This window comes from Dyella sp. RRB7 (assembly GCF_022761115.1).
Classification (GTDB): domain Bacteria; phylum Pseudomonadota; class Gammaproteobacteria; order Xanthomonadales; family Rhodanobacteraceae; genus Dyella.
The window spans coordinates 71,370-96,632 of record NZ_JAKWJS010000003.1 but is presented as its reverse complement, the minus strand read 5'-3'; the positions used below and the strand labels follow the sequence as shown (position 1 = coordinate 96,632).

24 protein-coding genes and 1 tRNA gene are annotated in these 25,263 nt (G+C 65.4%); all 25 read left to right on the top strand.

All coding sequences use genetic code 11. The features are described from left to right. The first annotated feature begins 22 nt into the window (after positions 1-22). Positions 23-1,351 (top strand): aminodeoxychorismate synthase component I, encoded by a 1,329-nt coding sequence (locus MJ606_RS09430; RefSeq protein WP_243049566.1) that lies wholly within the window; start codon positions 23-25, stop codon positions 1,349-1,351. Next, the gene (pabC, locus tag MJ606_RS09425; protein ID WP_243049276.1) at positions 1,348-2,181 is read left to right on the top strand and encodes an aminodeoxychorismate lyase; all 834 of its coding nucleotides are present in this window, start codon (positions 1,348-1,350) and stop codon (positions 2,179-2,181) included. Before MJ606_RS09430 ends, pabC begins: the two co-directional genes overlap by 4 nt. Then, entirely contained in the window at positions 2,178-3,215 is a 1,038-nt protein-coding gene (gene mltG, locus MJ606_RS09420) for an endolytic transglycosylase MltG (RefSeq protein ID WP_243049275.1), read from the top strand. The genes pabC and mltG overlap by 4 nt, the downstream gene beginning before the upstream one ends. Continuing rightward, positions 3,212-3,847, top strand: a complete 636-nt coding sequence (tmk, locus tag MJ606_RS09415; protein WP_243049274.1) for a dTMP kinase — start codon at positions 3,212-3,214, stop codon at positions 3,845-3,847. Before mltG ends, tmk begins: the two co-directional genes overlap by 4 nt. Next, positions 3,844-4,779, top strand: a complete 936-nt coding sequence (gene holB, locus MJ606_RS09410) for a DNA polymerase III subunit delta' (RefSeq protein WP_243049273.1) — start codon at positions 3,844-3,846, stop codon at positions 4,777-4,779. The genes tmk and holB overlap by 4 nt, the downstream gene beginning before the upstream one ends. A gap of 64 nt (positions 4,780-4,843) precedes the next feature. After that, entirely contained in the window at positions 4,844-6,469 is a 1,626-nt protein-coding gene (locus tag MJ606_RS09405; protein ID WP_243049272.1) for a glycosyltransferase family 39 protein, read from the top strand. A 1-nt stretch (position 6,470) separates the two neighbouring features. Then, positions 6,471-7,400 carry a PIG-L family deacetylase gene (locus MJ606_RS09400; RefSeq protein WP_243049271.1) on the top strand — a complete coding sequence of 310 codons (930 nt, stop codon included), beginning with the start codon at positions 6,471-6,473 and terminating at the stop codon, positions 7,398-7,400. Positions 7,401-7,520: 120 nt separating this feature from the next. Continuing rightward, positions 7,521-7,877 (top strand): PilZ domain-containing protein, encoded by a 357-nt coding sequence (locus MJ606_RS09395; RefSeq protein ID WP_243049270.1) that lies wholly within the window; start codon positions 7,521-7,523, stop codon positions 7,875-7,877. Between the two features lie 284 nt (positions 7,878-8,161). Next, on the top strand, positions 8,162-8,518 hold the full coding sequence (locus tag MJ606_RS09390) for an NADH-quinone oxidoreductase subunit A (RefSeq protein ID WP_243049269.1): 357 nt from the start codon (positions 8,162-8,164) through the stop codon (positions 8,516-8,518). Beyond that, entirely contained in the window at positions 8,509-9,066 is a 558-nt protein-coding gene (locus MJ606_RS09385; protein WP_243049268.1) for an NADH-quinone oxidoreductase subunit B, read from the top strand. The genes MJ606_RS09390 and MJ606_RS09385 overlap by 10 nt, the downstream gene beginning before the upstream one ends. Before the next feature lie 16 nt (positions 9,067-9,082). Continuing rightward, positions 9,083-9,811 carry an NADH-quinone oxidoreductase subunit C gene (locus MJ606_RS09380; RefSeq protein ID WP_243049267.1) on the top strand — a complete coding sequence of 243 codons (729 nt, stop codon included), beginning with the start codon at positions 9,083-9,085 and terminating at the stop codon, positions 9,809-9,811. Positions 9,812-9,838: 27 nt separating this feature from the next. Then, positions 9,839-11,068 (top strand): NADH-quinone oxidoreductase subunit D, encoded by a 1,230-nt coding sequence (locus MJ606_RS09375; protein WP_243049565.1) that lies wholly within the window; start codon positions 9,839-9,841, stop codon positions 11,066-11,068. Positions 11,069-11,086: 18 nt separating this feature from the next. After that, positions 11,087-11,614 carry an NADH-quinone oxidoreductase subunit NuoE gene (gene nuoE / locus MJ606_RS09370; RefSeq protein WP_243049266.1) on the top strand — a complete coding sequence of 176 codons (528 nt, stop codon included), beginning with the start codon at positions 11,087-11,089 and terminating at the stop codon, positions 11,612-11,614. Between the two features lie 12 nt (positions 11,615-11,626). After that, positions 11,627-12,937, top strand: a complete 1,311-nt coding sequence (gene nuoF / locus MJ606_RS09365) for an NADH-quinone oxidoreductase subunit NuoF (protein WP_243049265.1) — start codon at positions 11,627-11,629, stop codon at positions 12,935-12,937. Continuing rightward, positions 12,934-15,255 carry an NADH-quinone oxidoreductase subunit NuoG gene (nuoG, locus tag MJ606_RS09360; protein WP_243049264.1) on the top strand — a complete coding sequence of 774 codons (2,322 nt, stop codon included), beginning with the start codon at positions 12,934-12,936 and terminating at the stop codon, positions 15,253-15,255. The genes nuoF and nuoG overlap by 4 nt, the downstream gene beginning before the upstream one ends. A 4-nt stretch (positions 15,256-15,259) precedes the next feature. Beyond that, on the top strand, positions 15,260-16,288 hold the full coding sequence (gene nuoH / locus MJ606_RS09355) for an NADH-quinone oxidoreductase subunit NuoH (RefSeq protein ID WP_243049263.1): 1,029 nt from the start codon (positions 15,260-15,262) through the stop codon (positions 16,286-16,288). Between the two features lie 8 nt (positions 16,289-16,296). Continuing rightward, a complete protein-coding gene (nuoI, locus tag MJ606_RS09350) occupies positions 16,297-16,788 on the top strand; it encodes an NADH-quinone oxidoreductase subunit NuoI (protein ID WP_243049262.1) in 492 nt (163 codons plus the stop codon). Between the two features lie 13 nt (positions 16,789-16,801). Beyond that, a complete protein-coding gene (locus tag MJ606_RS09345) occupies positions 16,802-17,452 on the top strand; it encodes an NADH-quinone oxidoreductase subunit J (protein ID WP_243049564.1) in 651 nt (216 codons plus the stop codon). Further along, complete coding sequence (nuoK, locus tag MJ606_RS09340; RefSeq protein ID WP_131407376.1) at positions 17,449-17,754, top strand: NADH-quinone oxidoreductase subunit NuoK; 306 nt, start codon at positions 17,449-17,451, stop codon at positions 17,752-17,754. Before MJ606_RS09345 ends, nuoK begins: the two co-directional genes overlap by 4 nt. Before the next feature lie 4 nt (positions 17,755-17,758). Then, complete coding sequence (gene nuoL / locus MJ606_RS09335; RefSeq protein WP_243049261.1) at positions 17,759-19,804, top strand: NADH-quinone oxidoreductase subunit L; 2,046 nt, start codon at positions 17,759-17,761, stop codon at positions 19,802-19,804. 13 nt (positions 19,805-19,817) lie between these two features. Then, complete coding sequence (locus tag MJ606_RS09330; RefSeq protein WP_243049260.1) at positions 19,818-21,326, top strand: NADH-quinone oxidoreductase subunit M; 1,509 nt, start codon at positions 19,818-19,820, stop codon at positions 21,324-21,326. An 11-nt stretch (positions 21,327-21,337) separates the two neighbouring features. Next, positions 21,338-22,777, top strand: a complete 1,440-nt coding sequence (gene nuoN / locus MJ606_RS09325) for an NADH-quinone oxidoreductase subunit NuoN (RefSeq protein ID WP_243049259.1) — start codon at positions 21,338-21,340, stop codon at positions 22,775-22,777. A 112-nt stretch (positions 22,778-22,889) separates the two neighbouring features. After that, positions 22,890-22,966, top strand: a tRNA-Met gene (locus MJ606_RS09320). Positions 22,967-23,187: 221 nt separating this feature from the next. Continuing rightward, entirely contained in the window at positions 23,188-23,703 is a 516-nt protein-coding gene (rimP, locus tag MJ606_RS09315) for a ribosome maturation factor RimP (protein WP_243049258.1), read from the top strand. A 47-nt stretch (positions 23,704-23,750) separates the two neighbouring features. Next, a complete protein-coding gene (nusA, locus tag MJ606_RS09310) occupies positions 23,751-25,256 on the top strand; it encodes a transcription termination factor NusA (RefSeq protein ID WP_243049257.1) in 1,506 nt (501 codons plus the stop codon). Positions 25,257-25,263 lie beyond the last annotated feature (7 nt).

Sequence of the window (25,263 nt, the reverse complement as noted above, 5' to 3'; positions counted from 1 at the left end):
GTCGAACGTCCATCGTCGTACCCTGCACGGCCGGCGCGACCTGCTCGCGCCGGCCGCTGCATTTCCGGAGCGCTATCCCGGGCTGTTGCAGAGCGTGACGCACGGCACGCCGCAGTCGCGCTACGACATCCTGTTTGCGTTTCCGCAGGACAGCCTGACGCTGCGTGCCGATGGTCGTCTGGCGGACGCCAGCGGCGAGCTTCGCCCGGGGCGTTTTCTCGATGCACTCGACCAGGCGTGGAAGGCGGCGAGGGTGCCGCGCGACGACGCGGACAACCTGCCGTTCCACGGTGGCTGGCTGTTGCTGCTCGCCTATGAGCTGGTCGGTGACATCGAGCCGCGACTGCGTCTTCGGTCCACGGAGTCGTTGCCGACGGCGCTGGCGTTGCGCTGTCCCGCGGCCGTGGTGGTCGATCACGAACGTGGTTGCACGGTGCTGTTGGCGGAGCCCGGCCATGAGGCGCTGCTCGATGCGATGGAGGCGGATCTCGCGGCGGTTCCGGCCATTGCCGCGCTGGCTACGCCGGATCGTTGTGATGAGGATGATCCCGCGCTGTTCCTCGATGGCGTGGCGCGCGTCCACGAGCACCTGCACGCGGGGGATATTTTCCAGGTCAATCTTTCCCGTGCATGGCGCGCGCACTATGCGACGCCGCCGCAGCCGGTCGAGTTGTATGCCGCGCTGCGGCAGGCCAATCCCGCACCGTTCGCCGGATTGCTGCAACAGCCCGGTTGGGCCGTGGTCAGTTCGTCGCCCGAGCGCCTGGTGGAAGTACGCGATGGCGTGGCCCAGACCCGGCCCATCGCCGGCACGCGACCGCGTACGCCGGGCGACGACGAGCTGGCGCGCATCCACGAACTCACGTCGCATCCGAAGGAGCGCGCCGAGCACGTGATGCTGATCGACCTGGAGCGCAACGACCTGGGGCGCGTGTGCGTGCCGGGATCGGTCGAGGTCAATGAGTTGATGGTGGTGGAAAGCTACGCGCACGTGCACCACATCGTGTCGAATGTGCGCGGCCGGCTGCGCGAAGGCATCACGCCGGGCGAAGTGATCGCGGCGACCTTTCCGGGCGGCACCATCACCGGCTGCCCCAAGGTGCGCTGCATGGAGATTATCGCCGCGCTGGAGCATGCCCCGCGCGGCGCCTATACCGGCGCGCTGGGCTATCTCGATCGCAATGGCGACCTGGACCTGAACATTCTTATCCGTACCTTCACCCTGGCCGGCGCGCAGGTGACGCTGCGCGCCGGGGCCGGCATCGTGGCGGATTCGGTGGCGGAGAAGGAGCTGGACGAAACGCGCGCGAAGGCCCGTGGCCTGTTGCGGGCGCTTGGAGTGCAGGGGTGACGGCCGCCGCTGCGCGCGTGCTTGTCGACGGCCTGTCGTGCAGCACCGTGTCCGTGTTCGATCGCGGGCTTGGCTATGGCGATGGCTTGTTCGAGACCATCCGGTTCGCGCATGGCAAGGCGCCGTTGTGGTCGCGCCACATGCAGCGATTGGCCGATAGTGGCGCGCGCTTGCGCCTGCCGGTGCCGGATGCGGCCTTGCTGCTGCGCGAGGCCTTGGTCGCCGCCGCGGGTCTCGATCACGCGGTGGTACGCATCACCCTGACGCGAGGCATTGGCGAGCGGGGCTATGCGCCACCGGCCACGCCGCAGCCCACCCGCGTGGTGGCTGCTTTCGATGCGCCCGCCATGGGCGGCGACGCCTATGCGAACGGCATTCGCGTGCGCTGGTGCGACACGCGACTGGCGCAGCAACCCTTGCTGGCCGGCATGAAGCATCTCAATCGCCTGGAGCAGGTGCTGGCGCGCGCCGAATGGAGCGACGCCACCGTGGCCGAAGGCCTGCTTTGCGATACCGCCGGTGACGTCATCTCGGCCACCATGGCCAACCTGTTCGCGGTGATCGATGGGGTGCTGGTGACGCCGGCGCTGGAGCGCTGCGGCGTGGCCGGCGTGGCGCGCGCCGAGGTGCTGGCGATCCGGCCCGAGGCGAACGTGGTGCGCCTGCGTCCCGGGGAGCTGGCGCGTGCGGCCGAGGTTTTCCTCACCTCCAGCGTCCGGGGCATCCTGCCGGTTCAGGCCGTGGGCAATACCGTGTATGTTCCCGGCCCGGTGTCCCGTGCCTTGCAACAGCATTGGCGCGGACTGGGTTTCCCGATGGAGCAGGCATGAGTCGAGACAAGAGGCGGGGGCGTGCGTTCTGGCGCGGGCTGGTCGTGCTGGTGTTGCTGGCGGTGGCTGCTGCCGTGGTCTATGGCTGGCTGGATTACCGGCGCTTCGTGCAGACGCCGCTGGCCGTCACCGCACAGACGCCCAGCCTCGATGTGGCGAAGGGCAGCAGCCTGCGCGACGTGGTGGGCGAGTTGCGCCGGAACAAGGTGACGACGGTCGGCCCGCTGTACTGGCGCGTGCTGGCCGAGCAGTTGCGCGTGGCCGGCCGCCTGCATGCCGGTGAGTATGCGCTGGTGGCCGGCATGACGCCGCGCGAGCTGCTGCTCAACATGGCGGCAGGCAAGGTATTGCAGCGCAATTTCACCATCGTCGACGGCTGGAACTTCCGCGAACTGCGCCAGGCGCTGGCCAAGGCCGACAGGCTGCGCCAGGACGCTGCGGGCCTGGATGACGCCGCGCTGATGGCCAGGATCGGCGCCACCGGCGAAATGCCGGAAGGCCGCTTTCTTCCCGAAACCTACGCCTACGTGAAGGGCGACAGCGACCTGGACATTCTCCGCCGCGCGCATGCCGCGATGGCGAAGCTGCTCGATGCGCTGTGGGCGCAGCGCGACAAGGATGTGCCGCTGGCCACGCCCTACGACGCGTTGATCCTGGCCTCCATCGTGGAGAAGGAAACCGGCCGTGCCGACGAGCGCCCGCGCATCGCCGGCGTGTTCATCCGTCGCCTGCAGACCCACATGCTGCTGCAGACCGATCCCACGGTGATCTATGGCCTGGGCGATGCCTATACCGGCAGTATCCACAAGGTGGATCTCACCACGGACACGCCCTACAACACCTATACGCGCCAGGGCCTGCCGCCGACGCCGATCGCCATGCCCGGCAAGCCGGCCATCGAGGCGGCATTGCATCCGGCCGCCGGCACCGAGCTGTATTTCGTGGCGCGTGGCGACGGCACCCATGTGTTCTCCAGTACCCTGGACGAGCACAATCGCAACGTTGCCTGCTATCAACTGAAGCGCTGTCCATGACACCACGCGGAAAATTCATCTCGCTCGAAGGCGGCGAAGGCGCCGGCAAGAGCACGCTGCTCGCCGGCCTGCAGGCGCACCTGGTGGAGCAGGGCGTGGATCTCGTGCAGACACGCGAACCCGGCGGCACTCCGCTGGGCGAGGCGATACGCGCCATCGTGCTCGATGCGGGGCGGCGCGACCTGAGCGCGGAGTCGGAATTGCTGCTGATGTTCGCCTCGCGCGCCCAGCTGGTGCGCGAGCGCATCGAGCCGGCACTGGCGGCCGGCAAGTGGGTGCTGTGCGATCGCTTCACCGACGCCAGCTATGCCTACCAGGGCGGCGGCCGCGGCATGCCGATGGAGCGCATCGCCGAGCTGGAGCGCTGGGCAACCAACGGCCTGACGCCGGATCTCACCCTGCTGCTCGACCTGCCCGTGGCGACCGGACGCGCGCGGGCGGCGGGCCGTGGCGAGGCCGACCGCATCGAGGTGGAGGCCGATGCCTTCTTCGAGCGCGTGCGCGAGGTGTATCGCACGCGCGCGGCGGCGGACCCCGCGCGTTTCCGCGTGATCGATGCCAGCCTGACGCCGGCCCAGGTGCTGGAGGCGGCCATCGGCGCCACGCATCATTTGTTTGGAGCGGTCGCATGAGCGCGATGCCCTGGCATGCCGAGCACTGGTCGCGCCTGCAGGCGCGGCGCGCGCGTGATGCCATGCCGCATGCCTTGCTGCTGTGCGGGCCTGTCGGCCTGGGCAAGCGCGACTTCATGCGTCGTTTCGCCCAGGGCCTGCTGTGCACGCAAGCGCAGGATGGCATGGCCTGCGGGCAGTGCCGCAGTTGCCAGTTGTTCGCGGCCGGGACGCACCCGGATTTCGCCACGCTGAGTTTCGGCCTGCGCAAGGACGGTGTGCAGCGCAGCGAGATCGTGGTCGACCAGATCCGCGAGTTGTCGGCGCGGCTGGCCATGTCCAGTCAGTTCGGCGGCTGGCAGATCGTATGCATCGATCCGGCCGATGCCATGAACGCGGCGGCCGCCAATGCCTTGCTGAAAACCCTGGAAGAGCCTTCGCCGCAGACCTTGCTGCTGCTGGTGGCCGATGCGCCCTGGCGATTGCCGCAGACCATCCGCAGCCGTTGCCAGCGCATCGAGTTCCACCTGCCGCCACGCGAGGACGCGCTCGCCTGGTTGCAGCAGCAGGGCGTCGCCGACGCGTCCGCGGCGCTCGATGCGGCCGGTGGCAATCCGGGGCTTGCACGTGCCTGGGTGCAGGAAGGTGCGCTGGCGCGACGACAGGAGGTCCGCAAGGACCTGGGCGCGCTTGCCGCCGGTCGTGGCGAGGCGATGGAAGTGGCCCGCCGCTGGCTCGACAACGAGCCCGGGCAGCGCCTGTGGTTTGCCGCCCAGGCCGTGGCCGATGAAGTGAAGGGGCGGGCCGCGGCGGGTACCGGTCCGCTGGCCAGCCAGCTGGATACCGAGGCATTGGACCAGTGGTACATGGCGGCCAATCGCACGCGCGAATCCTTGCGCGGCCCCTTGCGCGGCGACCTGTTGTTGCTCGAACTGCTGGCGCGCTGGCGCTAGCGCGGGCCGGCCCGCCTGCGGGCTGGGAAAGCTTGTTGACAGGCCGCCTGCCTAGCCTTGTGGGATGAAGTCCCCGCTGCAGTACCGTCTCCCCGTTTGGCCGTGGTTATCCCTGCTGATCCTGCTGGTCCTTCGACTGGCGTGGCTGGACGCGTACACCCTCAATTCCGATGAGGCACAGCACGCGCACGTGGCGTGGGCGTGGACCCAGGGCCTGCTGCCCTATCGCGATGTGTTCGACAACCACGGCCCGCTGTTCGGCTGGTTGCACTCGCCGCTGATCAGGCTGCTCGATGAGCGGGCCGATGTGCTGACCTGGCTGCGGCTCGCCATGCAGTTCTGGTACGTGCTCGCCCTGGGCGCGGTCGGCTGGATGGGGCGGCGCCTGTTCGGCTGGCGCGTGGCCGTGGTCGCCGTGCTGGTGGCTGGCTTGTTTCCGCGCTTTTTCATCGTGAGCGGACAGTTCCGCACCGACGACATGTGGATGGCCATGTGGCTGGCCGGGCTGGCTTTCGTGGTGGGAGCGCCGGCGCGCGCCTGGCGTTTTTTCCTGGCGGGCCTGTGCGTGGGCTGCGCATTGTCGGTATCGCAGAAGACGCTGGTGCTGCTCGTCACCACCCTGTTGGTGGCGGCGCTGCTTGGACTGATGCGTCCGGCCGGCACCGCGCGTACCAGCGGCCGCTGCTGGCTGGCGGCGTTGTTCGGCCTGTTGCTGGTCCCGACGCTATTCGTCATCTGGCTCGCGATGCATGGCGTGCTGGGCGATGCCTGGTACGGGTTGGCCGGCTACAACATCGGCGGTGCAAGCAAGCGCCACGCGGCACTCAACGGGTTGTGGTTCCTGGTGCTCGCGTCGGCCATGGTGGCGCTGACGGTGCGAGCGGTGCGTCGTCGTGCGCTGAGCGAATTCGACTGGGCCGCCTTCCTTGCGCTACAGGGCGGCCTGTATCTGCTGTTGATCTGGTTCGTCTGGCCGCTGGTGACCAGGCAGGATTTCCTGCCGGTGCTGCCTACGCTGGTACTGGCCGGCGCCGGATGGGCATCGCAATGGACCTGGCTTGCGCAGCGTCCCCGCTTGCGCGGCGTGTTGCTGGTGCTGGTGCTTGGCTGCGAGCTGGCCGCCATCGTGGCCTATGCGCCGCCGTGGAAAGACAAGCTGGCGGCGCAGCGCGCCGAGCTGGCGCTGGTGCTTCACTACACGGACAAGTCCGACTTCGTGATGGATGCCAAGGGCGACGCCATCTTCCGCATGCGCCCCTACTATCCGGTGCTGGAAAGCCTGGCCCTGCATCGACTGCGGCGCGGGCAGGTGGCGAACACCATCGTCGATGACCTGATAAGTCATCACACCATGGTGGTGGTGCTGCGCCGGTTATCGCACGACAGCGCACGCTTCGTGATGCTCAACTATGTACCGGCCGGCGGGGACGTCTGGGTGGCGGGGCGTATGCTGCCCACGCATGAGCCCGATCAGGTGATCGACATACTGGTGCCGGGAGATTACGTGTTGACCGATGGACAGCAGCGCTTGAGCGGGAGCCTGGACGGCGGGCCGGTCGCCGACCATTGGTATCTCGAGCGCGGCGTCCATCACCTGAAGGCAACCAACGGCGCGCCGGTGGCGTTCGTCTGGACCCAGGCGTTCGAGCGGGGCTGGAAGCCATTGCCGCCGCCCGCGGAGGGCGGTTGACATGGCGTTGAGTCTCAACGCGCAGACCCGGCTGCTGGTGGTTTCGCCCCATCCGGACGACGAATCGATTGCGACCGGTGAGCTGATCCAGCAGGTGCGCCAGTCTGGCGGCGACGTGCGGATTCTGCTGTTGACCAATGGCGACAACAACCCGTGGCCGCAGCGCTGGGTCGAGCGTCGCCTGCGCATTGGTGGCGAAGAGCGGCGTCGCTGGGGCGAGCGGCGTCGAGGCGAGGTGGCGCAGGCGCTGCAGCAGCTGGGGGTGGAGTCGTCTGCGCTGCAGGCCCTGGGCTGGCCCGACATGGGGCTTACCGATCGCTTAAGCGAACATTTCCATTCCACGCTGGCGGCCTTGACCACCAGCCTGGACGCCTACGAACCGAACCTCGTGGTCATGCCGGCGCTGGGGGATCACCATCCCGACCATGGTGCGGCCCACGTCATCACGCGGCTCGCACTGGCCCGATGGCCGGGCAGGACGCCGGAACAGCTGGCCTACCTGGTCCATGGCCGTGAAGGCGAGGTGACGGGCAGGGTCAAGCTCGACTCCTCGGTCGGGCTGCACGCGAACAAGCTGGCGGCACTTGCCTGTCATCGCAGCCAGATGGCGCTGAGCGGCAAGCGCATGCGGCGCCTGGCGGATCGCGCCGAGCGCTATCAGGCGGTAAAGGACACTGGCCCCCATGCGGGAGCTCCGGCCCTGCCATGGCAGCCCCCGGCCGCGCTGCGTCCCTGGCTCCGGCTGATGGTGGCCGGCCAGGATGGTGTCCGTCACTGGCCGTGGGCCAAGGCTCCCGTCGCCCGCGATGACCAGGGCCGCTACCTGTTGCATGCCCTGGGCGAAGGGCAGGCGGGTCCGCGTTTCGCCAAGCTCTATATGAACCTGCCGTCGCCGTGGATTTTCGACCGCTGGGGCTGGTGCGAGCTTTGAGCGGCCACGGCGGGTCGCTTCTCCGTCACATTCCGTCGACGCGTCGCTTTACGCTCGGCCTCGGCGCTCGCTAGGATGCCGCTTCAGGGACCTTCGTCCCAGCGGTTCGCAGGAGCAGCCATGAATCCGGCCATTGCCGCCCGCCAGGGCATCATTTCGTTGAAGATCAAGGACACCGCGTCGCTTTACAACGCGTACATGCCTTATCTGAAGAACGGCGGCCTGTTCGCGCCCACGGCCCAGCGCTACTCACTGGGCGACGAGGTGGTGCTGCTGATCAACCTCACCGACGAAGGGGAGCGCCTGTCGGTGGCCGGCAAGGTGGTCTGGGTGACCCCGGTCGGTGCCCAGGGCAACCGCACCGCCGGCATCGGCGTGCAGTTCAACGAGTCCTCCGATGGCGAGGTCGCGCGCACCCGCATCGAGAACATTCTCGCCGGCATGACGGGCTCCGAGCGTCCCACGCACACGATGTGATTAGACCTTGGTAGTAATGCCTTGCGGCCGCTGCAGCGCGGGCTGCAAATAAAACGCGTGCAGTGCGTTCCAAATACCCGTCAAGGCTTGTTGTTGCTAAGCGCGCTGATACAATGTCGCGGTTCCCGACCCTGATCGTGGAAAGTCGGACGATTGCGGCTGCAAATCTGCGTGATCGTGGCGTAAGCCCATGGCCTTCATCGGCCTGCTGAACCCCCCGGTTCCGGACCGTTTCCCCCGACGGTCACTGATGCGCCAATGAAGGCGCGGAGGTACGTTCCATCGTGCTTGCCGAATACTGGCCCATTCTGCTGTTCATCGGCGTTGCCGCCGGCCTTGGCGTGGTCCTGCTGGCCGTTGGCCTGCTTGCCGGTCCCCGTCGCCCCGAAGCGGAAAAGCTCTCGCCCTACGAGTGCGGCTTCGAAGCCTTCGAAGATGCGCGCATGCGCTTCGACGTTCGCTACTACCTGCTGGCGATCATCTTCATCATCTTCGATCTGGAAATCGCCTTCCTGTTCCCCTGGGCGGTGGTGTTCCAGAAGATCGGTCTGATCGCGCTGGTGGAAATGGCGCTGTTCCTGCTGCTCTTGGTGGTCGGTTTTGCTTACGTGTGGAAGAAGGGAGCACTGGAATGGGAGTGATCTCGTCCCTCGACCGGGTGATGCACAACCCGCAGCCGCTGAACCTGGTGGACGACATCCTGCGTCCGGCCGAAGACAACCCGGTCATGCAGCGCGGTTTTGCCACCACCAGCGTCGATGCGCTGATGAACTGGGCGCGCACCGGTTCCATGTGGCCGATGACCTTCGGCCTGGCCTGCTGCGCGGTGGAAATGATGCATGCCGGTGCGGCGCGTCTGGACCTTGACCGCTACGGCGTGATCTTCCGCCCGAGCCCGCGCCAGTCCGACGTGATGATCGTGGCCGGCACCCTGGTCAACAAGATGGCCCCGGCGCTGCGCAAGGTCTACGACCAGATGCCGGACCCCAAGTGGGTCATCTCGATGGGTAGCTGCGCCAACGGCGGCGGCTATTACCACTATTCGTATTCCGTGGTGCGCGGCTGTGACCGCATTGTGCCGGTGGACATCTACGTGCCGGGCTGCCCGCCTACGGCCGAGGCGTTGATCCACGGCATTCTGCAGCTGCAGAAGAAGATCCGTCGCACCAACACCATCGCGCGTTCCTGATAGGCGCTGCCCAGCCATGACTGATACACCATCGAACTCGCTGGCCGAGCGCCTCTCGGCGCGATTCGGCGATACGCTGAAGATCAGCATCGTCCGCCACGAAGTCACCGCCGAAGTGGCCGCCGCCGACCTGCTCGCGGTGGCCACGGCGTTGCGTGACGAGGCCACGTTCCGTTTCGGCGTGCCGATCGACGTCTGCGGCATCGATTATCTCGGCTACGGCCAGACCGAGTGGGACACCGAGACCGTTTCCGGTACCGGCTTCTCGCGCGGCGTGGAAGGCGAGGCCATGGGCCGCTTCAAGTGGGCCGACCGTCCGCACGCCGACGCGGTGCCGCGCCGTTTCGCCTCGGTCGTGCACCTGCTGTCGCTGGAGAACAACCAGCGCCTGCGCCTGCGCGTGTTCTGCGAAGACGACTCGCTGCCGGTGGTGCCGTCGCTGACCGGTATCTGGCCGGGCGTGAACTGGTTCGAGCGTGAGTCGTTCGACCTGTACGGCATCATCTATTCGGGGCATCCGGACCTGCGCCGCATCCTCACCGACTACGGTTTCGTGGGTCACCCGTTCCGCAAGGATTTCCCGCTGATCGGCAATGTCGAGGTCCGCTACGACCCCGAGCAGAAGCGCGTGGTGTACGAACCCGTGTCGATCGAACCGCGCGTGCTGGTGCCGCGCGTCATCCGTGACGACGCCGACCTGGTGCAGGCCAAGGCCGAAGCCGCCGACGACTGGCGGAGGAACTAATCCGTGCAAGAGATCCGCAACTACACGATGAACTTCGGCCCGCAGCATCCCGCTGCGCACGGCGTGCTGCGCCTGGTGCTGGAGATGGACGGCGAAACCGTCGTCCGCGCCGATCCGCACGTGGGCCTGCTCCACCGCGGTACCGAGAAGCTGGCCGAATCCAAGCCGTTCAACCAGTCGATCGGCTACATGGATCGTCTCGACTACGTGTCGATGATGTGCAACGAGCACGCCTACGTGCGTGCCATCGAAACCCTGCTGGGTATCGAGGCGCCGGAGCGTGCGCAGTACATCCGCACCATGTTCGACGAAATCACCCGCATCCTGAATCACCTGATGTGGGTCGGCTCCAACGCGCTCGACCTGGGCGCGATGGCGGTGTTCCTGTACGCGTTCCGTGAGCGCGAGGAACTGATGGACGTCTACGAGGCGGTGTCGGGCGCGCGCATGCACGCCACGTACTACCGCCCGGGCGGCGTCTACCGCGATCTGCCCGACCACATGTCGCAGTACCGCGAGTCGCCCTGGCACAAGGGCAAGGACCTCAAGCGCCTCAACAGCTGGCGCGAAGGTTCCATGCTCGACTTCCTCGAAGCGTTCACCAGCGACTTCCCGTCGAAGGTGGACGAGTACGAAGAACTGCTCACCAACAACCGTATCTGGAAGCAGCGTACGGTCGGCATCGGCGTGATTCCGCCGGAGAAGGCGCAGGCCTGGGGCATGACCGGCGTGATGCTGCGCGGCTCGGGCATCGAGTGGGACCTGCGCAAGAAGCAGCCGTACGCCAAGTACGCCGAGGTGGATTTCGACATCCCGGTGGGCGTGGGCGGCGACTGCTACGACCGTTACCTGGTGCGCGTCGAGGAGATGCGTCAGTCCAACCGCATCATCCAGCAGTGCGTGAAGTGGCTGAAGGCCAACCCCGGTCCGGTGATCGTGCAGAACTACAAGGTCGCCCCGCCTCATCGTGAAAACATGAAAGAGGACATGGAAGCGCTGATCCACCACTTCAAGCTGTTCACCGAAGGCTACGGCGTGCCGGCCGGCGAGACCTATGCCGCGGTGGAAGCGCCCAAGGGTGAATTCGGCTGCTACCTGGTATCGGACGGCGCCAACAAGCCGTTCCGTGTGCACCTGCGCGCGCCGGGCTTTGCCCACCTGTCGTCGATGGACGCCACCGTCACCGGCCACATGCTGGCCGACGTGGTGGCGATGATCGGCACCTATGACCTCGTGTTCGGCGAAGTCGATCGCTGAGCCCGGAGGAAAGCACACATGAAAGCCACCGGAAATTACGAGCAGGTCAAGAACGTCGACCCGCTCGTCGAACTCAACGACCACACCCGCCATCACATCGACGAGTGGGTTGCCCGCTTCCCGCCGGATCGCAAGCGCTCGGCGCTGATCCAGGCGCTGTTCGCCGCGCAGGAGCAGAACCACGGCTTCCTCACCGACGAGCTGATCACCGCCGTCGCCAGGTACCTGGAGCTGCCCGCGGTATGGGCCTACGAGGTGGCCAGCTTCTATTCGATGCTGGAGACGCGCCCGGTCGGCCGCAACAACGTGGCCATCTGCACCAACATCTCGTGCTGGCTCAACGGCGCCGAGGAGCTGGTGGCCCACGCCGAGAAGAAGCTGGGCATCAAGCTCGGTGAAAGCACCGCCGATGGCCGCGTGTATCTGAAGCGCGAAGAAGAATGCATCGCCGCCTGCGCCCACGCGCCGGCGATGACCGTCAATGGTCACTACCACGAGAAACTCTCGATCGCGAAGATCGACGAGATTCTCGACGGTCTCAAGTAAGGGCAGGGCGCAATGGCATACGGACCCGCACCCCAGGAACACCAGGTTGTCTACACCACGCTGCATTTCGACAAGCCGTGGGCGATGGACAGCTATACCCAGGTCGGTGGCTATGAAGCGTGGAAGAAGATCCTCGCCGAAAAGCCCGATCCGAACGCTCTGATCGAAGAGATCAAGAAGAGCAACCTGCGCGGCCGTGGCGGCGCGGGTTTCCCGACCGGCCTGAAGTGGTCCTTCATGCCCAAGGGCAACATGCAGAAGTACATCCTCTGCAACTCGGACGAATCCGAGCCGGGCACGTGCAAGGACCGCGACATCCTGCGCTTCAACCCGCATGCGGTGATCGAAGGCATGGCCATCGCGTGCTACTGCACCGGCTCCACCGTTGCCTACAACTACCTGCGTGGCGAGTTCCATCACGAGCCGTTCGAGCATTTCGAAGAGGCGCTGAAGGAAGCCTACGCGGCTGGCCTGCTGGGCAAGAACATCCAGGGCACCGGCCTCGACGTGGACATCTATGGCGCGCTCGGCGCCGGTGCCTACATCTGCGGCGAAGAAACCGCGCTGATGGAGTCGCTGGAAGGCAAGAAGGGCCAGCCGCGCTTCAAGCCGCCGTTCCCGGCCAACTTCGGCCTGTACGGCAAGCCCAGCACCATCAACAACACCGAAACCTATGCCTCGGTGCCGGCCATCCTGCGCAAGGGCGCGGACTGGTTCCTGGCGCAGAGCAAGACCAAGAACGGCGGCCCCAAGATCTTCTCGGTGTCCGGTTGCGTGCAGAAGGGCGGCAACTTCGAAGTGCCGCTGGGCACCACCTTCGACGAACTGCTGGAGATGGCCGGTGGCCTGCGTCCGGGCCGCACCCTCAAGGGCGCGATTCCGGGCGGCGTGTCGATGCCGGTGCTGCGCGCGGAACAGTTGAAGGGCCTGCCGTTCGACTACGACACCCTGCGCGACCTCAAGACGGGCCTGGGTTCCGGCGCCATCGTGGTGCTGGACGACACCGTCTGCACGGTGCGCTTCACCCGCCGCATCTCGCAGTTCTTCCACAAGGAGTCCTGCGGCCAGTGCACGCCGTGTCGCGAGGGTACCGGCTGGATGCACCGCGTGCTGGACCGCATCGTGGCCGGCCAGGGCACGATGGACGACCTGCATCGCCTCAAGGCCATTGCCGGCCAGATCGAAGGCCACACCATCTGCGCGTTCGGCGAAGCCGCCGCGTGGCCGGTGCAGGGCTTCCTGCGCCAGTTCTGGGATGAATTCGAGTACTACATCGTCAACGGCCGCTCGATCGTCGACGACAAGCTTGGAGCCGCCGCATGAGTGCGCAGCCCGCCGCCCCCGCCCTTGATCTGCTGAACATCGAGATCGACGGCAAGCCCACGCAGATCCGCAAGGGCGCCATGATCATCGAGGCCGCCGACGCCATTGGCGTGGCGATCCCGCGTTTCTGTTATCACCGCAAGCTGCCCATCGCCGCGAACTGCCGCATGTGCCTGGTCGAGGTGGAGATGGGCGGCAAGCCCATGCCCAAGCCCCAGCCGGCCTGCGCCACGCCGGTGGCCGAAGGCATGAAGGTGAAGACCCGCACCGACGTCGCCCTGAAGTATCAGAAGGACGTGATGGAGTTCCTGCTGATCAACCACCCGCTGGATTGCCCGATCTGCGATCAGGGCGGCGAGTGCGAGCTGCAGGACGTGGCGCTGGGTTACGGCCGCAGCGTGTCGCGCTACACCGAGCGCAAGCGCACCATCGCCGACGAGAACCTCGGCCCGCTGGTCGCCACCGAGATGACCCGCTGCATCCAGTGCACGCGCTGCGTGCGCTTCACCAGCGAAATCGCCGGCACCTACGAGCTGGGCGGCATGAGCCGCGGCGACAACCTGCAGATCGGCACCTACATCGGCAAGACCATCGAGACGGAACTGTCGGGCAACATCATCGACGTCTGCCCGGTGGGTGCGCTCACCAACAAGCCGTTCCAGTTCCAGGCCCGCGCCTGGGAGCTGATCGCCAAGCCGTCCATCGCCTATCACGACGCGCTGGGTTCCAACCTGTGGCTGCACACGCGCCGCGGCGAGGTGCTGCGCACGGTGCCGCGCGACAACGAATCGGTCAACGAATGCTGGCTGTCCGACCGCGACCGCTACAGCCATCAGGGCCTGTACGCCGCCGATCGCGTGAGCGCGCCGCAGGTCAAGCGCAACGGCCAGTGGCAGGCCACCACCTGGGAAGACGCCATCGGCGCCGCGGTCGAATCGCTCAAGGCGGTGCCGGGCAGCGAGCTGGGCGTGCTGGTGCATCCGGCCACCACCAACGAGGAAGGCGATCTGCTGGTGCGCCTAGCCCGTGGCCTGGGCAGTGCCCATATCGATCATCGCGTGCGTCAGCTGGACTTGGCCGACGACGCGGTGGCGCGGACCTTCGCCAAGCCGGTGGCCGAGCTGGACAAGGTCAAGGCCGCGCTGCTGGTCGGCTCGGACCTGCGTCACGAGCTGCCGCTGGTCAATCACCGCATCCATCAGGCGGTGAAGAAGGGCGCCAAGGTCTACGCCGTCAATCCGGCGAGCTTCAACTTCAACTACAAGCTGGCCGGCGAAGCCATCGTGGCGCCGCAGGCGCTGGTCGATGCGCTGCTGTCGCTGGCCAAGGCCGCCGTCGATGCCGGTGCCACCGCACCGGCCGCGCTGGCCAATGCCATCAACGGTGCCTCGGCCGACCAGGGTGACCAGGGCGCCATCGCCGATCTCAAGAGCGGCCATGCGGTCGTGATCCTTGGCGAAGCTGCCGTGACGCACCCGCAAGCCTCGTGGCTGCGCGCCGTGGCCCGCTTCATCGCCGAAGCCACCGGTGCGGCCTACAACGAGCTGCCGGTCGGGGCCAACGCCGTGGGCCTGGGCCGCGTCGGCGTGCTGCCGGGCAACGGTGGTCTCGACGCGCAGGCCATGTTGGCGCAGCCGCGCAAGGCCTACGTGCTGTACGGCGTGGAACCGCAGGACGTGGCCGATGGCGCCGCCTTCCTCAAGGCGCTGCGTGGTGCCGAGCAGGTGGTGGCGTTCTCCGCCTATGCCAGTCCCGCGCTGCGCGAGGTGGCCGATGTGATCCTGCCGATCGGCCTGCTGCCGGAAATCGACGGCACGCTGGTGAATGTCGACGGCCTCTCGCAGGGTGTCGCCGCCGGCGCGAAGGCGCCGGGCGACGTGCGTCCGGGCTGGAAGGTGCTGCGTGCGCTGGGCGGTGTGCTGAAGCTGGCGGGTTTCGAGTTCGACGACCTGGCCGGTTTGCGCGAAGGCATCAGCGAGCGTGGCCACCAGGGCCGCGCCGAGCTGGCCTCGCGTCCGGCGGCCGGCGGCCTGGTCCGCCTGGCGACCTGGCCGATCTACCGCACCGACGCGGTGCTGCGTCGTGCCAAGGCATTGAGCGCCCATCCGCTGAACCGCGCACCGGCCGTGCGCGTCAATGCGGCCGAGGCACAGCGCCTGGGTCTGGGCCATGGCGCCGCGGTGCGTATTGCCGATGCGGTGCTGCCGCTGACGATCGACGCCGCCGTGCCCGATGGCGCCGCATGGATCGAGGCGGCACACGATGACACCGTCACCCTGCCGCCTTATGGCGCGGCCCTCACCCTGAGCAAGGCGTAAGCACATGGGCGAACAGATTCTCAACCAGATCATCTGGCCGGTGGTCTACATCCTGTGCATCGTGCTGCCGCTGGTGATCGCGGTGGCGATGTTCGTGTACTGGGAGCGCAAGGTCATCGGCTGGATGCACGTGCGCATGGGGCCCAACAAGATCGGTCCCCTCGGCCTGCTGCAGGCCTTCGCGGACGTGGTCAAGCTGCTGCTGAAGGAAGTGATCCTTCCGACCAGCGCGAACAAGGTGCTGTATTACCTGGCGCCGATGCTGGCCCTGGTTCCGGCCCTGGCGGCGTGGGCGGTGATCCCCTTCAACGACAAGCTGGTGCTGGCCAACGTCAATGCCGGCGTGCTGTACCTGCTGGCGATGACCTCGCTGGGCGTGTACGGCATCATCCTGGCCGGCTGGGCGTCCAACTCGCGCTACGCGCTGCTGGGTGCCATGCGTTCGGCGGCACAGGTGATCTCCTACGAGCTGGCGATGGGCCTGTGCCTGGTCTGCGTGCTGGTGTTGGCCGGTTCGCTGAACCTCACCGACATCGTGCATGCGCAGGCTGGCCACAAGGGCATCCTCGACTGGTTCATGTGGCCGCTGCTGCCGGTCTTCATCATCTACTTCGTCTCGGGCGTGGCCGAAACCAACCGTGCGCCGTTCGACGTGGCCGAAGGCGAGTCGGAAATCGTGGCCGGCTTCCACGTGGAGTACTCCGGTTCGGCGTTCGCGCTGTTCTTCCTGGCCGAGTACGCCAACATGATCCTGGTCAGCTTCCTGGCCTCGATCCTGTTCATGGGCGGCTGGCTGTCGCCGTTCCCGGCCTCGTGGGGCCTGATCGGGCAGGGCAGCTTCTTCTGGCTGTTCGCCAAGGCGTTCGCGTTCGCGTTCCTGTTCCTGTGGTTCCGTGCCAGCTTCCCGCGTTACCGCTATGACCAGATCATGCGTCTGGGCTGGAAGGTGTTCATTCCCATCACCATCGTCTGGGTCCTTGTCGCCGGCTGCATGAAGTACTTCGGCTGGGTCACCGTCGGCACGGGAGGCTGAAGAAAACCATGTCCCGCATTACCCACTATTTCAAGAGCCTGTTGCTCATCGAGCTGTTCAAGGGCATGGGCCTGACCATGCGCTACATGTTCAGCCCGAAGTACACGATGCGCTACCCGATGGAGCACATCCCCAAGTCGAACCGCTTCCGCGGCCTGCATGCCCTGCGCCGTTATGCCAACGGCGAAGAGCGTTGCATCGCGTGCAAGCTGTGCGAGGCGGTGTGCCCGGCGCTGGCCATCACCATCGACTCGGCGCCGCGCGAAAGCGACGGCCAGCGCCGTACCACGCGCTACGACATCGACCTGTTCAAGTGCATCTTCTGCGGTTTCTGCGAAGAGAGCTGCCCGGTCGACTCGATCGTCGAGACGCATATCCACGAGTACCACTTCGAGCAGCGTGGCGAGAACGTGGTGACCAAGCCGCAGTTGCTCGCCATTGGCGACCGCTTCGAGCAGGACATCGCGGCTGCCCGCGCTCAAGACGCCGCGTATCGCTGAGGACACTACTGTGATTGATCCGTCTGTGTTCCAACTGGTCTGCTTCTACGCCTTTGCCGCGGTTACCGTGGCGGCGGCGCTGGGCGTGATCACGCTGCGCAATACGGTGCATGCCGTGCTGTCGCTGGTGCTGACCTTCTTCAGCACCGCCTGCATCTGGCTGCTGGCCGAGGCCGAATTCCTGGCCATTGCCCTCATCGTGGTCTACGTGGGCGCGGTGATGGTGCTGTTCCTGTTCGTGGTGATGATGCTGGACATCAACCAGGAACGGGTCCGCGAAGGGTTCATCAAGTACCTGCCGGTAGGCATCATCGTGGCCCTGGTCATGCTGGGCGAAATGCTTGCGCTGATCGGCGTGCGTGCCATGCATGAGAAGGTGATGGGCGACAACCCGGCCACCGTCGCCGGCATGTCCAACACCGAATGGCTGGGGCATGCGCTGTATACGCAGTTCCTGCTGCCGTTCGAAATCGCCGCGCTGATCCTCACCGTGGGCGTGGTGGCGGCCGTCGTGCTGACCCTGCGCCAGCGCACCGGCGTGCGTCACCAGTCGGCGTCGCAACAGGTGCTCGTCAATCCGCGTGACCGCATCCGTGTGGTGAAGATGGCGGCCGTAGCTCCCGCTGCGCCCCAGCCGGCACCGGGCAAGGAGACCACCCCATGATCACGCTTTCGCACTTCATCGTGCTCGGCGCGGTGCTGTTCTGCATCGCCCTGGCCAGCCTCTTCATCAACCGCAAGAACGTCATCGTGCTGCTGATGTCGATCGAGCTGATGCTGCTCGCGGTGAACATCAACTTTGTCGCGTTCTCCCGTTTCCTGGGCGACGTGGCGGGGCAGGTGTTCGTGTTCTTCATCCTTACCGTGGCCGCGGCGGAAACCGCTATCGGCCTGGCGATCCTGGTCCTGCTGTTCCGTAACCGCAGCACCATCAACATCGCCGAAATCGACAGCATGAAGGGCTGAGCCGATGGAACTTTCCACATCCATTTTGCTGACCATCGCGCTGGCGCCGCTTGTCGGCTGCCTGCTCGCGGGCTTTTTTGGTCAGGTCATTGGCCGGGCCGGTGCGCATAGCGTCACCATCCTGGGCCTGGTGATCGCATGCGGCCTGTCGTTCTATGTGCTGTACCAGCTCACCGTAGGTGGTGCACCGGTCTACAACCACAATCTCTACACCTGGTTCGAGATCGGTCGCTACACCGCCAATGTCGGTTTCCTGATCGACCGCCTGACCGCCATGATGATGGTGGTGGTGACCTTCGTGTCGCTGCTGGTGCATATCTACACCATTGGCTACATGGCGGAAGACCCGGGCTACCAGCGCTTCTTCAGCTACATCTCGCTGTTCACCTTCTCGATGTTGATGCTCGTGATGAGCAACAACTTCATGCAGCTGTTCTTCGGCTGGGAGGCGGTGGGCCTGGTGTCGTACCTGCTGATCGGCTTCTGGTACAAGCGTCCCACGGCGATCTTCGCCAACCTCAAGGCGTTCCTGGTCAACCGCGTGGGTGACTTCGGCTTCCTGCTGGGCATCGCCGCGGTGCTGTATTTCCTCGGTACGCTCGACTACGCCACGGCCTTCGCCAGCTCGGACAGCCTGATCGGCAAGACCCTGCAGATCACCCAGAACACGCATTGGGACGCCGCGACGGTCATCTGCATCCTGCTGTTCATCGGCGCGATGGGCAAGTCCGCCCAGGTGCCGCTGCATGTGTGGCTGCCGGACTCGATGGAAGGCCCCACGCCGATCTCCGCGCTGATCCACGCCGCCACCATGGTGACCGCGGGCATCTTCATGGTCGCGCGCATGTCGCCGATCTTCGAGTTGTCCGAAACCGCGCTCAGCTTCGTGATGATCATCGGCGCCACCGGTGCGCTGTTCACCGGCCTGATCGGCATCGTGCAGAACGACATCAAGCGCGTCGTCGCGTATTCCACACTGTCGCAGCTGGGCTACATGACGGTGGCGCTGGGCGTGTCCGCCTATTCGGGGGCGGTGTTCCACCTGATGACGCATGCGTTCTTCAAGGCGCTGCTGTTCCTGGGCGCCGGCTCGGTGATCATCGCCATGCACCATGAGCAGGACATGCGCTACATGGGCGGCCTGCGCAAGTACATGCCGGTGACCTGGATCACCATGTGGATCGGTTCGCTGGCGCTGTGCGGCGTGCCGTTCTTCTCGGGCTTCTACTCGAAGGACGCCATCATCGAGGCGGTGGGCGAGTCGCATCGCTGGGGTGCCAACTACGCATACTTCTGCGTCATGGCCGGTGCCTTCGTGACGGCGCTGTACACCTTCCGCCAGATGTACCTGACCTTCCACGGCAAGGAGCGCTTCACGGTGGTGCACGATCACGGGCACGGCCATGACGAGCACCATCATGACTCGCACAAGGATGACCATGGTCATCATGACGCGGGCATCATGCACGAGACGCCGAAGGAGTCGCCCTGGGTGGTGACGCTGCCGCTGGTGTTGCTGGCGATTCCGTCGCTGCTGGTGGGCTTCTTCGCGATCGAGCCGATGCTCTACCAGGGCTGGTTCGGCAGCGCCATCCAGGTGCACGAGGCCAATAACGTGCTGGGCGAGCTGGCCAGGGAGTTCCATGGCTCGGTGGCCATGGCGCTGCACGGGTTCACGCAGCTGCCGTTCTGGCTGGTAGCCGCCGCCTTCGCCATCCAGACCTATATCTATCTGTTCAACCCGGCCGTGGCTGGTCGCATCAAGAACGCGCTCAAGCCGATCTACAACGTGCTCAACCACAAGTACTGGTTCGACGCGGTGTACTACATCGTCTTCGCCCGCGGCGGTATCGCGCTCGGTCGTGCGCTGTGGAAGGGTGGTGACGCGGCCGTGATCGACGGTGCGCTGATCAATGGTTCGGCGGGTCTGGTCGAGCGGATTGCCAGCGGCGCGCGCCGCCTGCAGTCCGGCTATCTCTATCACTACGCCTTCGCGATGATTCTCGGCCTGATCCTGCTGCTTGGCGGGTATTGGCTGGTCGGGCAATAAGGGAACCTGCTCCATGTTCAATCATTTGCTCAGCCTGCTGATCTGGCTCCCCATCGTGGGTGCCGTCCCGGTGCTGCTCGCCGGCTCCGGTCGACCCAACGTTGCGCGCTGGCTGGCGCTGTTGGTGGCCGTGATCACTTTTGTCGTCAGCCTCTACCTGCTGCCGCAGTACAACGCGGCCGATGGTGCCAAGCAGCTGGTCGAAAGCCATCTGTGGATCGCCTCGCTCGGCGTGCACTACAGCCTGGCGGTCGACGGCATCTCGGTGGCCCTGATCCTGCTTACCAGCTTTGTCGGCATCCTGGTGATCGTCGGCGCCTGGGAGGTCATCCAGGTCAACCCGCACCAGTACATGGCCGCCATGCTGGTGCTCGAAGGCCTGATGATCGGTGTGTTCTGCGCTACGGACGCGTTGCTGTTCTACGTGTTCTTCGAGGCCATGCTGATCCCGATGTTCATCCTCATCGGCGTCTGGGGTGGCCCGCGCCGCGTGTATGCGACGCTGAAGTTCTTCATCTACACGTTCTTCGGCTCCATCTTCATGCTGGTGGGCCTGATCTACCTGTACCTGAAGGCCGGCACGTTCGACCTGCAGACGCTGGCGACCCTGCCGCTGACGATGAAGGAGCAGACCTGGCTGTTCTTCGCCTTCCTCATCGCATTCGCGGTGAAGGTGCCGATGGTGCCGGTGCATACCTGGTTGCCGGATGCCCACGTGGAAGCGCCTACCGGTGGTTCGGTGGTGCTGGCCGCGGTGATGCTGAAGATCGGTGGCTACGGTTTCCTGCGCTTCTCGCTGCCCATCACCCCGGACGCGGCTGACGCGTATGCCTGGGTGGTGATCGGCCTGAGCCTGATCGCGGTGGTCTACATCGGCTATATCGCGCTGGTGCAGGAGGACATGAAGAAGCTGGTGGCGTATTCGTCCGTGGCGCACATGGGCTTCGTCACCCTGGGCATCTTCATCGCCTTCATGCTGGTGCGTCACGCCGACAACCTGGATGCCGCCAAGCTGGGCATGCAGGGCGCGATGGTGCAGATGATCTCGCACGGCTTCGTGTCGGGCGCGATGTTCTCCTGCATCGGCGTGCTGTACGACCGCCTGCACACCCGCCAGATCAAGGATTACGGCGGCGTCATCAACGTGATGCCGTGGTTCGGCTTCTTCTACGTGCTGTTCGCCATGGCCAACAGCGGCCTGCCGGGTACCAGCGGCTTCGTGGGTGAGTTCCAGGTGATCCTGGCCAGCTTCCAGGCCAATCCGTGGATCGCGCTGTTCGCGGCCTTCACCCTGATCATCGGCGCCGCCTACACGCTGTACATGGTCAAGCGCGTGCTGTGGGGCGACATCACCAACCCGCACGTGGCCGAGATGAAGGACATCAACGGCCGCGAATGGCTGGTGCTGGGCGCCTTCGCCGCCGCCGTGCTGGTGCTGGGTATCTGGCCGCAGCCGCTGATCCACCTGATGGATGCATCGGTCTCGCAGCTGGTCACGCAGCTTGGCAACCACAAGATTTAACAGGACTGATCATGCCGAATCTCAATGACATTCTGATCCTGTTGCCGGAGGCGTTCCTCGTTGCATGGGCGTGCGTGCTCTTGCTGCTGGACGCCTTCATGGAACCCAAGCTGCGCTGGACGCTGCATTGGTTCTCGATCGTCGGCCTGCTGATGACCATCTACCTGGTGGTCGCCGGCCAGCCCGACCAGGCGGTCACCGCCTTCAACGGGATGTTCGTGCGCGATGGCGTGGCGGAGATCCTCAAGGTGTTCGCGCTGCTCAGCACGGCCCTGGTGTTCGTTTATGCCAAGCCCTACCTGATCGATCGCAAGCTGTTCATCGGCGAGTTCTACACGCTGACCATCTTTGCGGTGATCGGCATCATGCTGCTGGTGTCGGCGGGCAACCTGATCACCGTGTACCTGGGCCTGGAGCTGCTGACGCTGTCGTCGTATGCGCTGGTCGCGTTGAACCGCGATTCGCAGATGTCCTCGGAAGCGGCGATCAAGTACTTCGTGCTGGGCGCGCTGGCCTCCGGCATGCTGCTGTACGGCATGTCGATGGTCTACGGCGCCACCGGCACGCTGGACCTGGCGCACCTGCACACGGCGGCGGCCGCCACGACCATGCCGCACCTGCTGGTGTTCGGCCTGATCTTCATGATCGTGGGCATCGGCTTCAAGCTGGGTGCCGCGCCGTTCCACATGTGGATTCCGGACGTCTACCAGGGCTCGCCGACGGCCGTGACCATCTTCATCGGTTCGGCCCCCAAGCTGGCTGCGTTCGGCATGGCTTATCGCCTGCTGGCCACGGGCATGGGCGACCTGTCGCAGCATTGGCAGCTGATGCTGGCCTGCCTGGCCGTGCTGTCGCTGGCGATCGGTAACCTGGTGGCCATCGTGCAGAGCAACCTCAAGCGACTGCTGGCCTATTCGACCATTTCGCACATGGGTTACCTGCTGCTGGGCCTGGTCAACGCCGGCCCGGAAGGCTATGCCGCCGCGCTGTTCTATGCGATCAGCTACGCGCTGATGGGCACCGCCGCCTTCGGCATCATCCTGGCGCTGGCCCGGGTGGGCTTCGAGTGCGAGGACATCGACGACCTCAAGGGCCTCAACCAGCGTTCGCCCTGGGCGGCGTTCCTGATGATGCTGGTGATGTTCTCGCTGGCCGGCGTGCCGCCGCTGTTTGGCTTCTTCGCCAAGCTGCTGGTGCTGCAGGCGGCGATCCACGCGGGTTTCATGTGGCTGGCCATCGTGGGCGCCGTGTTCGCCATCATCGGCCTGTACTACTACCTGCGCGTGGTGAAGGTGATGTACTTCGACAAGCCGGTTGACGGCGCCGAGATCCGTCTGCAGGGCGACGTGTCGGTACGCCTGGTGCTGTCGTTGAACGTGCTGGCGCTGCTGGTGCTTGGTTTCAGCTGGGGCCCGCTGTTTGGCTGGTGCCAGCGAGTGTTTGTCGGCTGATGCGTGTCATGACGGATGCCTTCCGTCATGACGCTGTCAGACGATGTCGTAAAAATATTGACGAAAAAGCTTGCAAGAATTCGGCCATCTCGTTAATATTCTCGAACTCTGATGCGGGGTGGAGCAGTCTGGCAGCTCGTCGGGCTCATAACCCGAAGGTCGCAGGTTCGAATCCTGCCCCCGCTACCAGATCTTTCTTAGAACAAGAAAGCCTCCTCGTGAGGCTTTTTTGTTGGGCGCAAGGAGGCGTCGCACATGCGTCGCATGCCGCTTCGATGCAGCATGTACGGGGTGCCCCGGAAAGCGTCTGGACGGGTCGGGACATCGGCGAGAACGCTCTTGTATAGAGCAGGGAATGGGCCGCTTGAGCCCATTTTTTGTTTCTGGCGACGGTAACGGTGGTAGGCGACATGGATACGCAAGCATTGGCTCAACGCTTCACCGAGGTTCTGGCCGATCTGGGGCTGGAATGCATCGGAGTGGAGTTCACCCCGTCGCAGGGGCAGAGTACCCTGCGGGTTTACCTGGACACTGAAGGTCGCGAGGTCGGCCTGGACGACTGCGAAACGGCCAGTCGCGAGCTGTCGGCGTTGCTGGATGTGGAGGATCCGATCCCGGGCCATTATGTGCTCGAGGTTTCCTCCCCGGGCATCGACCGCCCGCTGTTCACCGCGGCGCAGTTTGCCAAGGTGGCCGGTGCGGAAGTAAAGATTTTGCTGAAGGCGCCCCTGGAAGGACGTCGCCGTTTGCGCGGCAAGGTGGTGTCGGTCGAAGGCGAGCGGATTTCGCTGGAAGCCGAAGGCAAGACCTTCGAGTTCGACCATGACGCGGTGGAGAGTGCGCGCGTGGTGCCTGACTGGGTGGCGCTCGGTTACGTGCCGCAGCCCAAGCCAGGCAAAAAGCCGGGCAAGAAGACCACGAAGTAATCAATCGAAAGCGATCGGGCGCCAGTGGCGTCTACGGAGTTGCTGCAATGAGCAAAGAACTTTTGCTGGTGGTTGACGCGGTTGCCAATGAAAAGGGCGTGCCGCGTGAAGTGATTTTCCAGGCGATGGAAGCGGCGCTCGCGTCCGCCGCCAAGAAGCGCTATCCGGACGAAGATCCGGATATCCGCGTGTCCATCGATCGCCATACCGGCGACTACGAGACCTTCCGTCGCTGGGAAGTCATCGCCGATGACGGCGAGATGGAATCGCCGTTCCACCAGGTGCGCCTGATGGACGCCGTGGACGAGCGCGAAGACGCGCAGGTCGGCGAGTACATCGAGCAGCAGATCGAGAACGCCGAGTTCGGCCGCATCGCCGCGCAGGCCGCCAAGCAGGTGATCGTGCAGCGCGTGCGCGAAGCCGAGCGCCAGCAGGTGGTCGACGCGTTCCAGGAGCGCGTGGGCGAGCTGGTCACCGGCATCGTCAAGCGCGTCGAGCGCGGCAACGTCTACCTGGACCTGGGCAGCAACGCCGAGGCCTTCATCCCGCGCGACAAGACCATCCCGCGCGAGTCGGCCCGCGTCGGCGACCGCGTCCGTGGCTACCTCTACGAGGTGCGCTCGGAAGCCCGCGGCCCGCAGCTGTTCGTGTCGCGCGCCGCGCCGGAATTCATGATCGAGCTGTTCAAGCTCGAAGTGCCGGAAGTGGGCCAGGGCCTGGTCGAGATCAAGGGCTGCGCCCGCGATCCGGGCGACCGCGCCAAGATCGCCGTAGTCGCGCACGACACCCGCACCGATCCCATCGGCGCGTGCATCGGCATGCGTGGTTCGCGCGTGCAGGCCGTGTCCAACGAGCTCAATGGCGAGCGCGTGGACATCATCCTGTGGCACGAGAACCAGGCCCAGTACGTCATCAATGCGATGGCGCCGGCCGAAGTGCAGTCCATCATCATGGACGAGGAAAAGCACTCGATGGACATCGCGGTGGCCGAGGACAAGCTGTCCCAGGCGATCGGTCGTGGTGGCCAGAACGTGCGCCTCGCCAGCAAGCTCACCGGTTGGCAGCTCAACGTGATGACGCAGGACCAGGTCGCCGCCAAGAGCGAGGCCGAGCAGGAAGCGGCGCGCCAGCTGTTCATGGACAAGCTTGAAGTGGACCAGGAGATCGCCAATATCCTCGTGCAGGAAGGCTTCTCCAGCGTCGAGGAAATCGCCTATGTCCCCAGCGCCGAGCTGCTGGCCGTGGAAGGCTTCGACGAGGATATCGTCGAGGAACTCCGCGCCCGCGCCCGCGATGCGCTGCTGACCGAGGCGCTGGCGGTGGAAGAGGGCATCGACGAGCACCAGCCGTCGGAAGAACTGCTCTCGCTGCCGGGCATGGACGAGGCCACGGCGTACGCGCTGGCCTCGCGCGAAGTGGTGACGGTGGACGATCTGGCCGACCTGGCGGTCGATGACCTGATCGATATCGATGGCATGGACGAGGATCGCGCTGCCGCGCTGATCATGGCTGCACGTGCGCCGATGATCGCGCGTCTGGAGAAGGGTGGCTAACCGCGGA

What these genes read in the sequence shown, in the direction of transcription:
- mltG (WP_243049275.1), top strand. Translation starts at nt 2,178, where the DNA reads ATGAGTCGAGACAAGAGGCGGGGGCGTGCGTTCTGGCGCGGGCTGGTC.
- tmk (WP_243049274.1), top strand. Translation starts at nt 3,212, where the DNA reads ATGACACCACGCGGAAAATTCATCTCGCTCGAAGGCGGCGAAGGCGCC.
- holB (WP_243049273.1), top strand. Translation starts at nt 3,844, where the DNA reads ATGAGCGCGATGCCCTGGCATGCCGAGCACTGGTCGCGCCTGCAGGCG.
- MJ606_RS09405 (WP_243049272.1), top strand. Translation starts at nt 4,844, where the DNA reads ATGAAGTCCCCGCTGCAGTACCGTCTCCCCGTTTGGCCGTGGTTATCC.
- MJ606_RS09400 (WP_243049271.1), top strand. Translation starts at nt 6,471, where the DNA reads ATGGCGTTGAGTCTCAACGCGCAGACCCGGCTGCTGGTGGTTTCGCCC.
- MJ606_RS09395 (WP_243049270.1), top strand. Translation starts at nt 7,521, where the DNA reads ATGAATCCGGCCATTGCCGCCCGCCAGGGCATCATTTCGTTGAAGATC.
- MJ606_RS09385 (WP_243049268.1), top strand. Translation starts at nt 8,509, where the DNA reads ATGGGAGTGATCTCGTCCCTCGACCGGGTGATGCACAACCCGCAGCCG.
- MJ606_RS09380 (WP_243049267.1), top strand. Translation starts at nt 9,083, where the DNA reads ATGACTGATACACCATCGAACTCGCTGGCCGAGCGCCTCTCGGCGCGA.
- MJ606_RS09375 (WP_243049565.1), top strand. Translation starts at nt 9,839, where the DNA reads ATGAACTTCGGCCCGCAGCATCCCGCTGCGCACGGCGTGCTGCGCCTG.
- nuoE (WP_243049266.1), top strand. Translation starts at nt 11,087, where the DNA reads ATGAAAGCCACCGGAAATTACGAGCAGGTCAAGAACGTCGACCCGCTC.
- nuoF (WP_243049265.1), top strand. Translation starts at nt 11,627, where the DNA reads ATGGCATACGGACCCGCACCCCAGGAACACCAGGTTGTCTACACCACG.
- nuoG (WP_243049264.1), top strand. Translation starts at nt 12,934, where the DNA reads ATGAGTGCGCAGCCCGCCGCCCCCGCCCTTGATCTGCTGAACATCGAG.
- nuoH (WP_243049263.1), top strand. Translation starts at nt 15,260, where the DNA reads ATGGGCGAACAGATTCTCAACCAGATCATCTGGCCGGTGGTCTACATC.
- nuoI (WP_243049262.1), top strand. Translation starts at nt 16,297, where the DNA reads ATGTCCCGCATTACCCACTATTTCAAGAGCCTGTTGCTCATCGAGCTG.
- nuoK (WP_131407376.1), top strand. Translation starts at nt 17,449, where the DNA reads ATGATCACGCTTTCGCACTTCATCGTGCTCGGCGCGGTGCTGTTCTGC.
- nuoL (WP_243049261.1), top strand. Translation starts at nt 17,759, where the DNA reads ATGGAACTTTCCACATCCATTTTGCTGACCATCGCGCTGGCGCCGCTT.
- MJ606_RS09330 (WP_243049260.1), top strand. Translation starts at nt 19,818, where the DNA reads ATGTTCAATCATTTGCTCAGCCTGCTGATCTGGCTCCCCATCGTGGGT.
- nuoN (WP_243049259.1), top strand. Translation starts at nt 21,338, where the DNA reads ATGCCGAATCTCAATGACATTCTGATCCTGTTGCCGGAGGCGTTCCTC.
- rimP (WP_243049258.1), top strand. Translation starts at nt 23,188, where the DNA reads ATGGATACGCAAGCATTGGCTCAACGCTTCACCGAGGTTCTGGCCGAT.
- nusA (WP_243049257.1), top strand. Translation starts at nt 23,751, where the DNA reads ATGAGCAAAGAACTTTTGCTGGTGGTTGACGCGGTTGCCAATGAAAAG.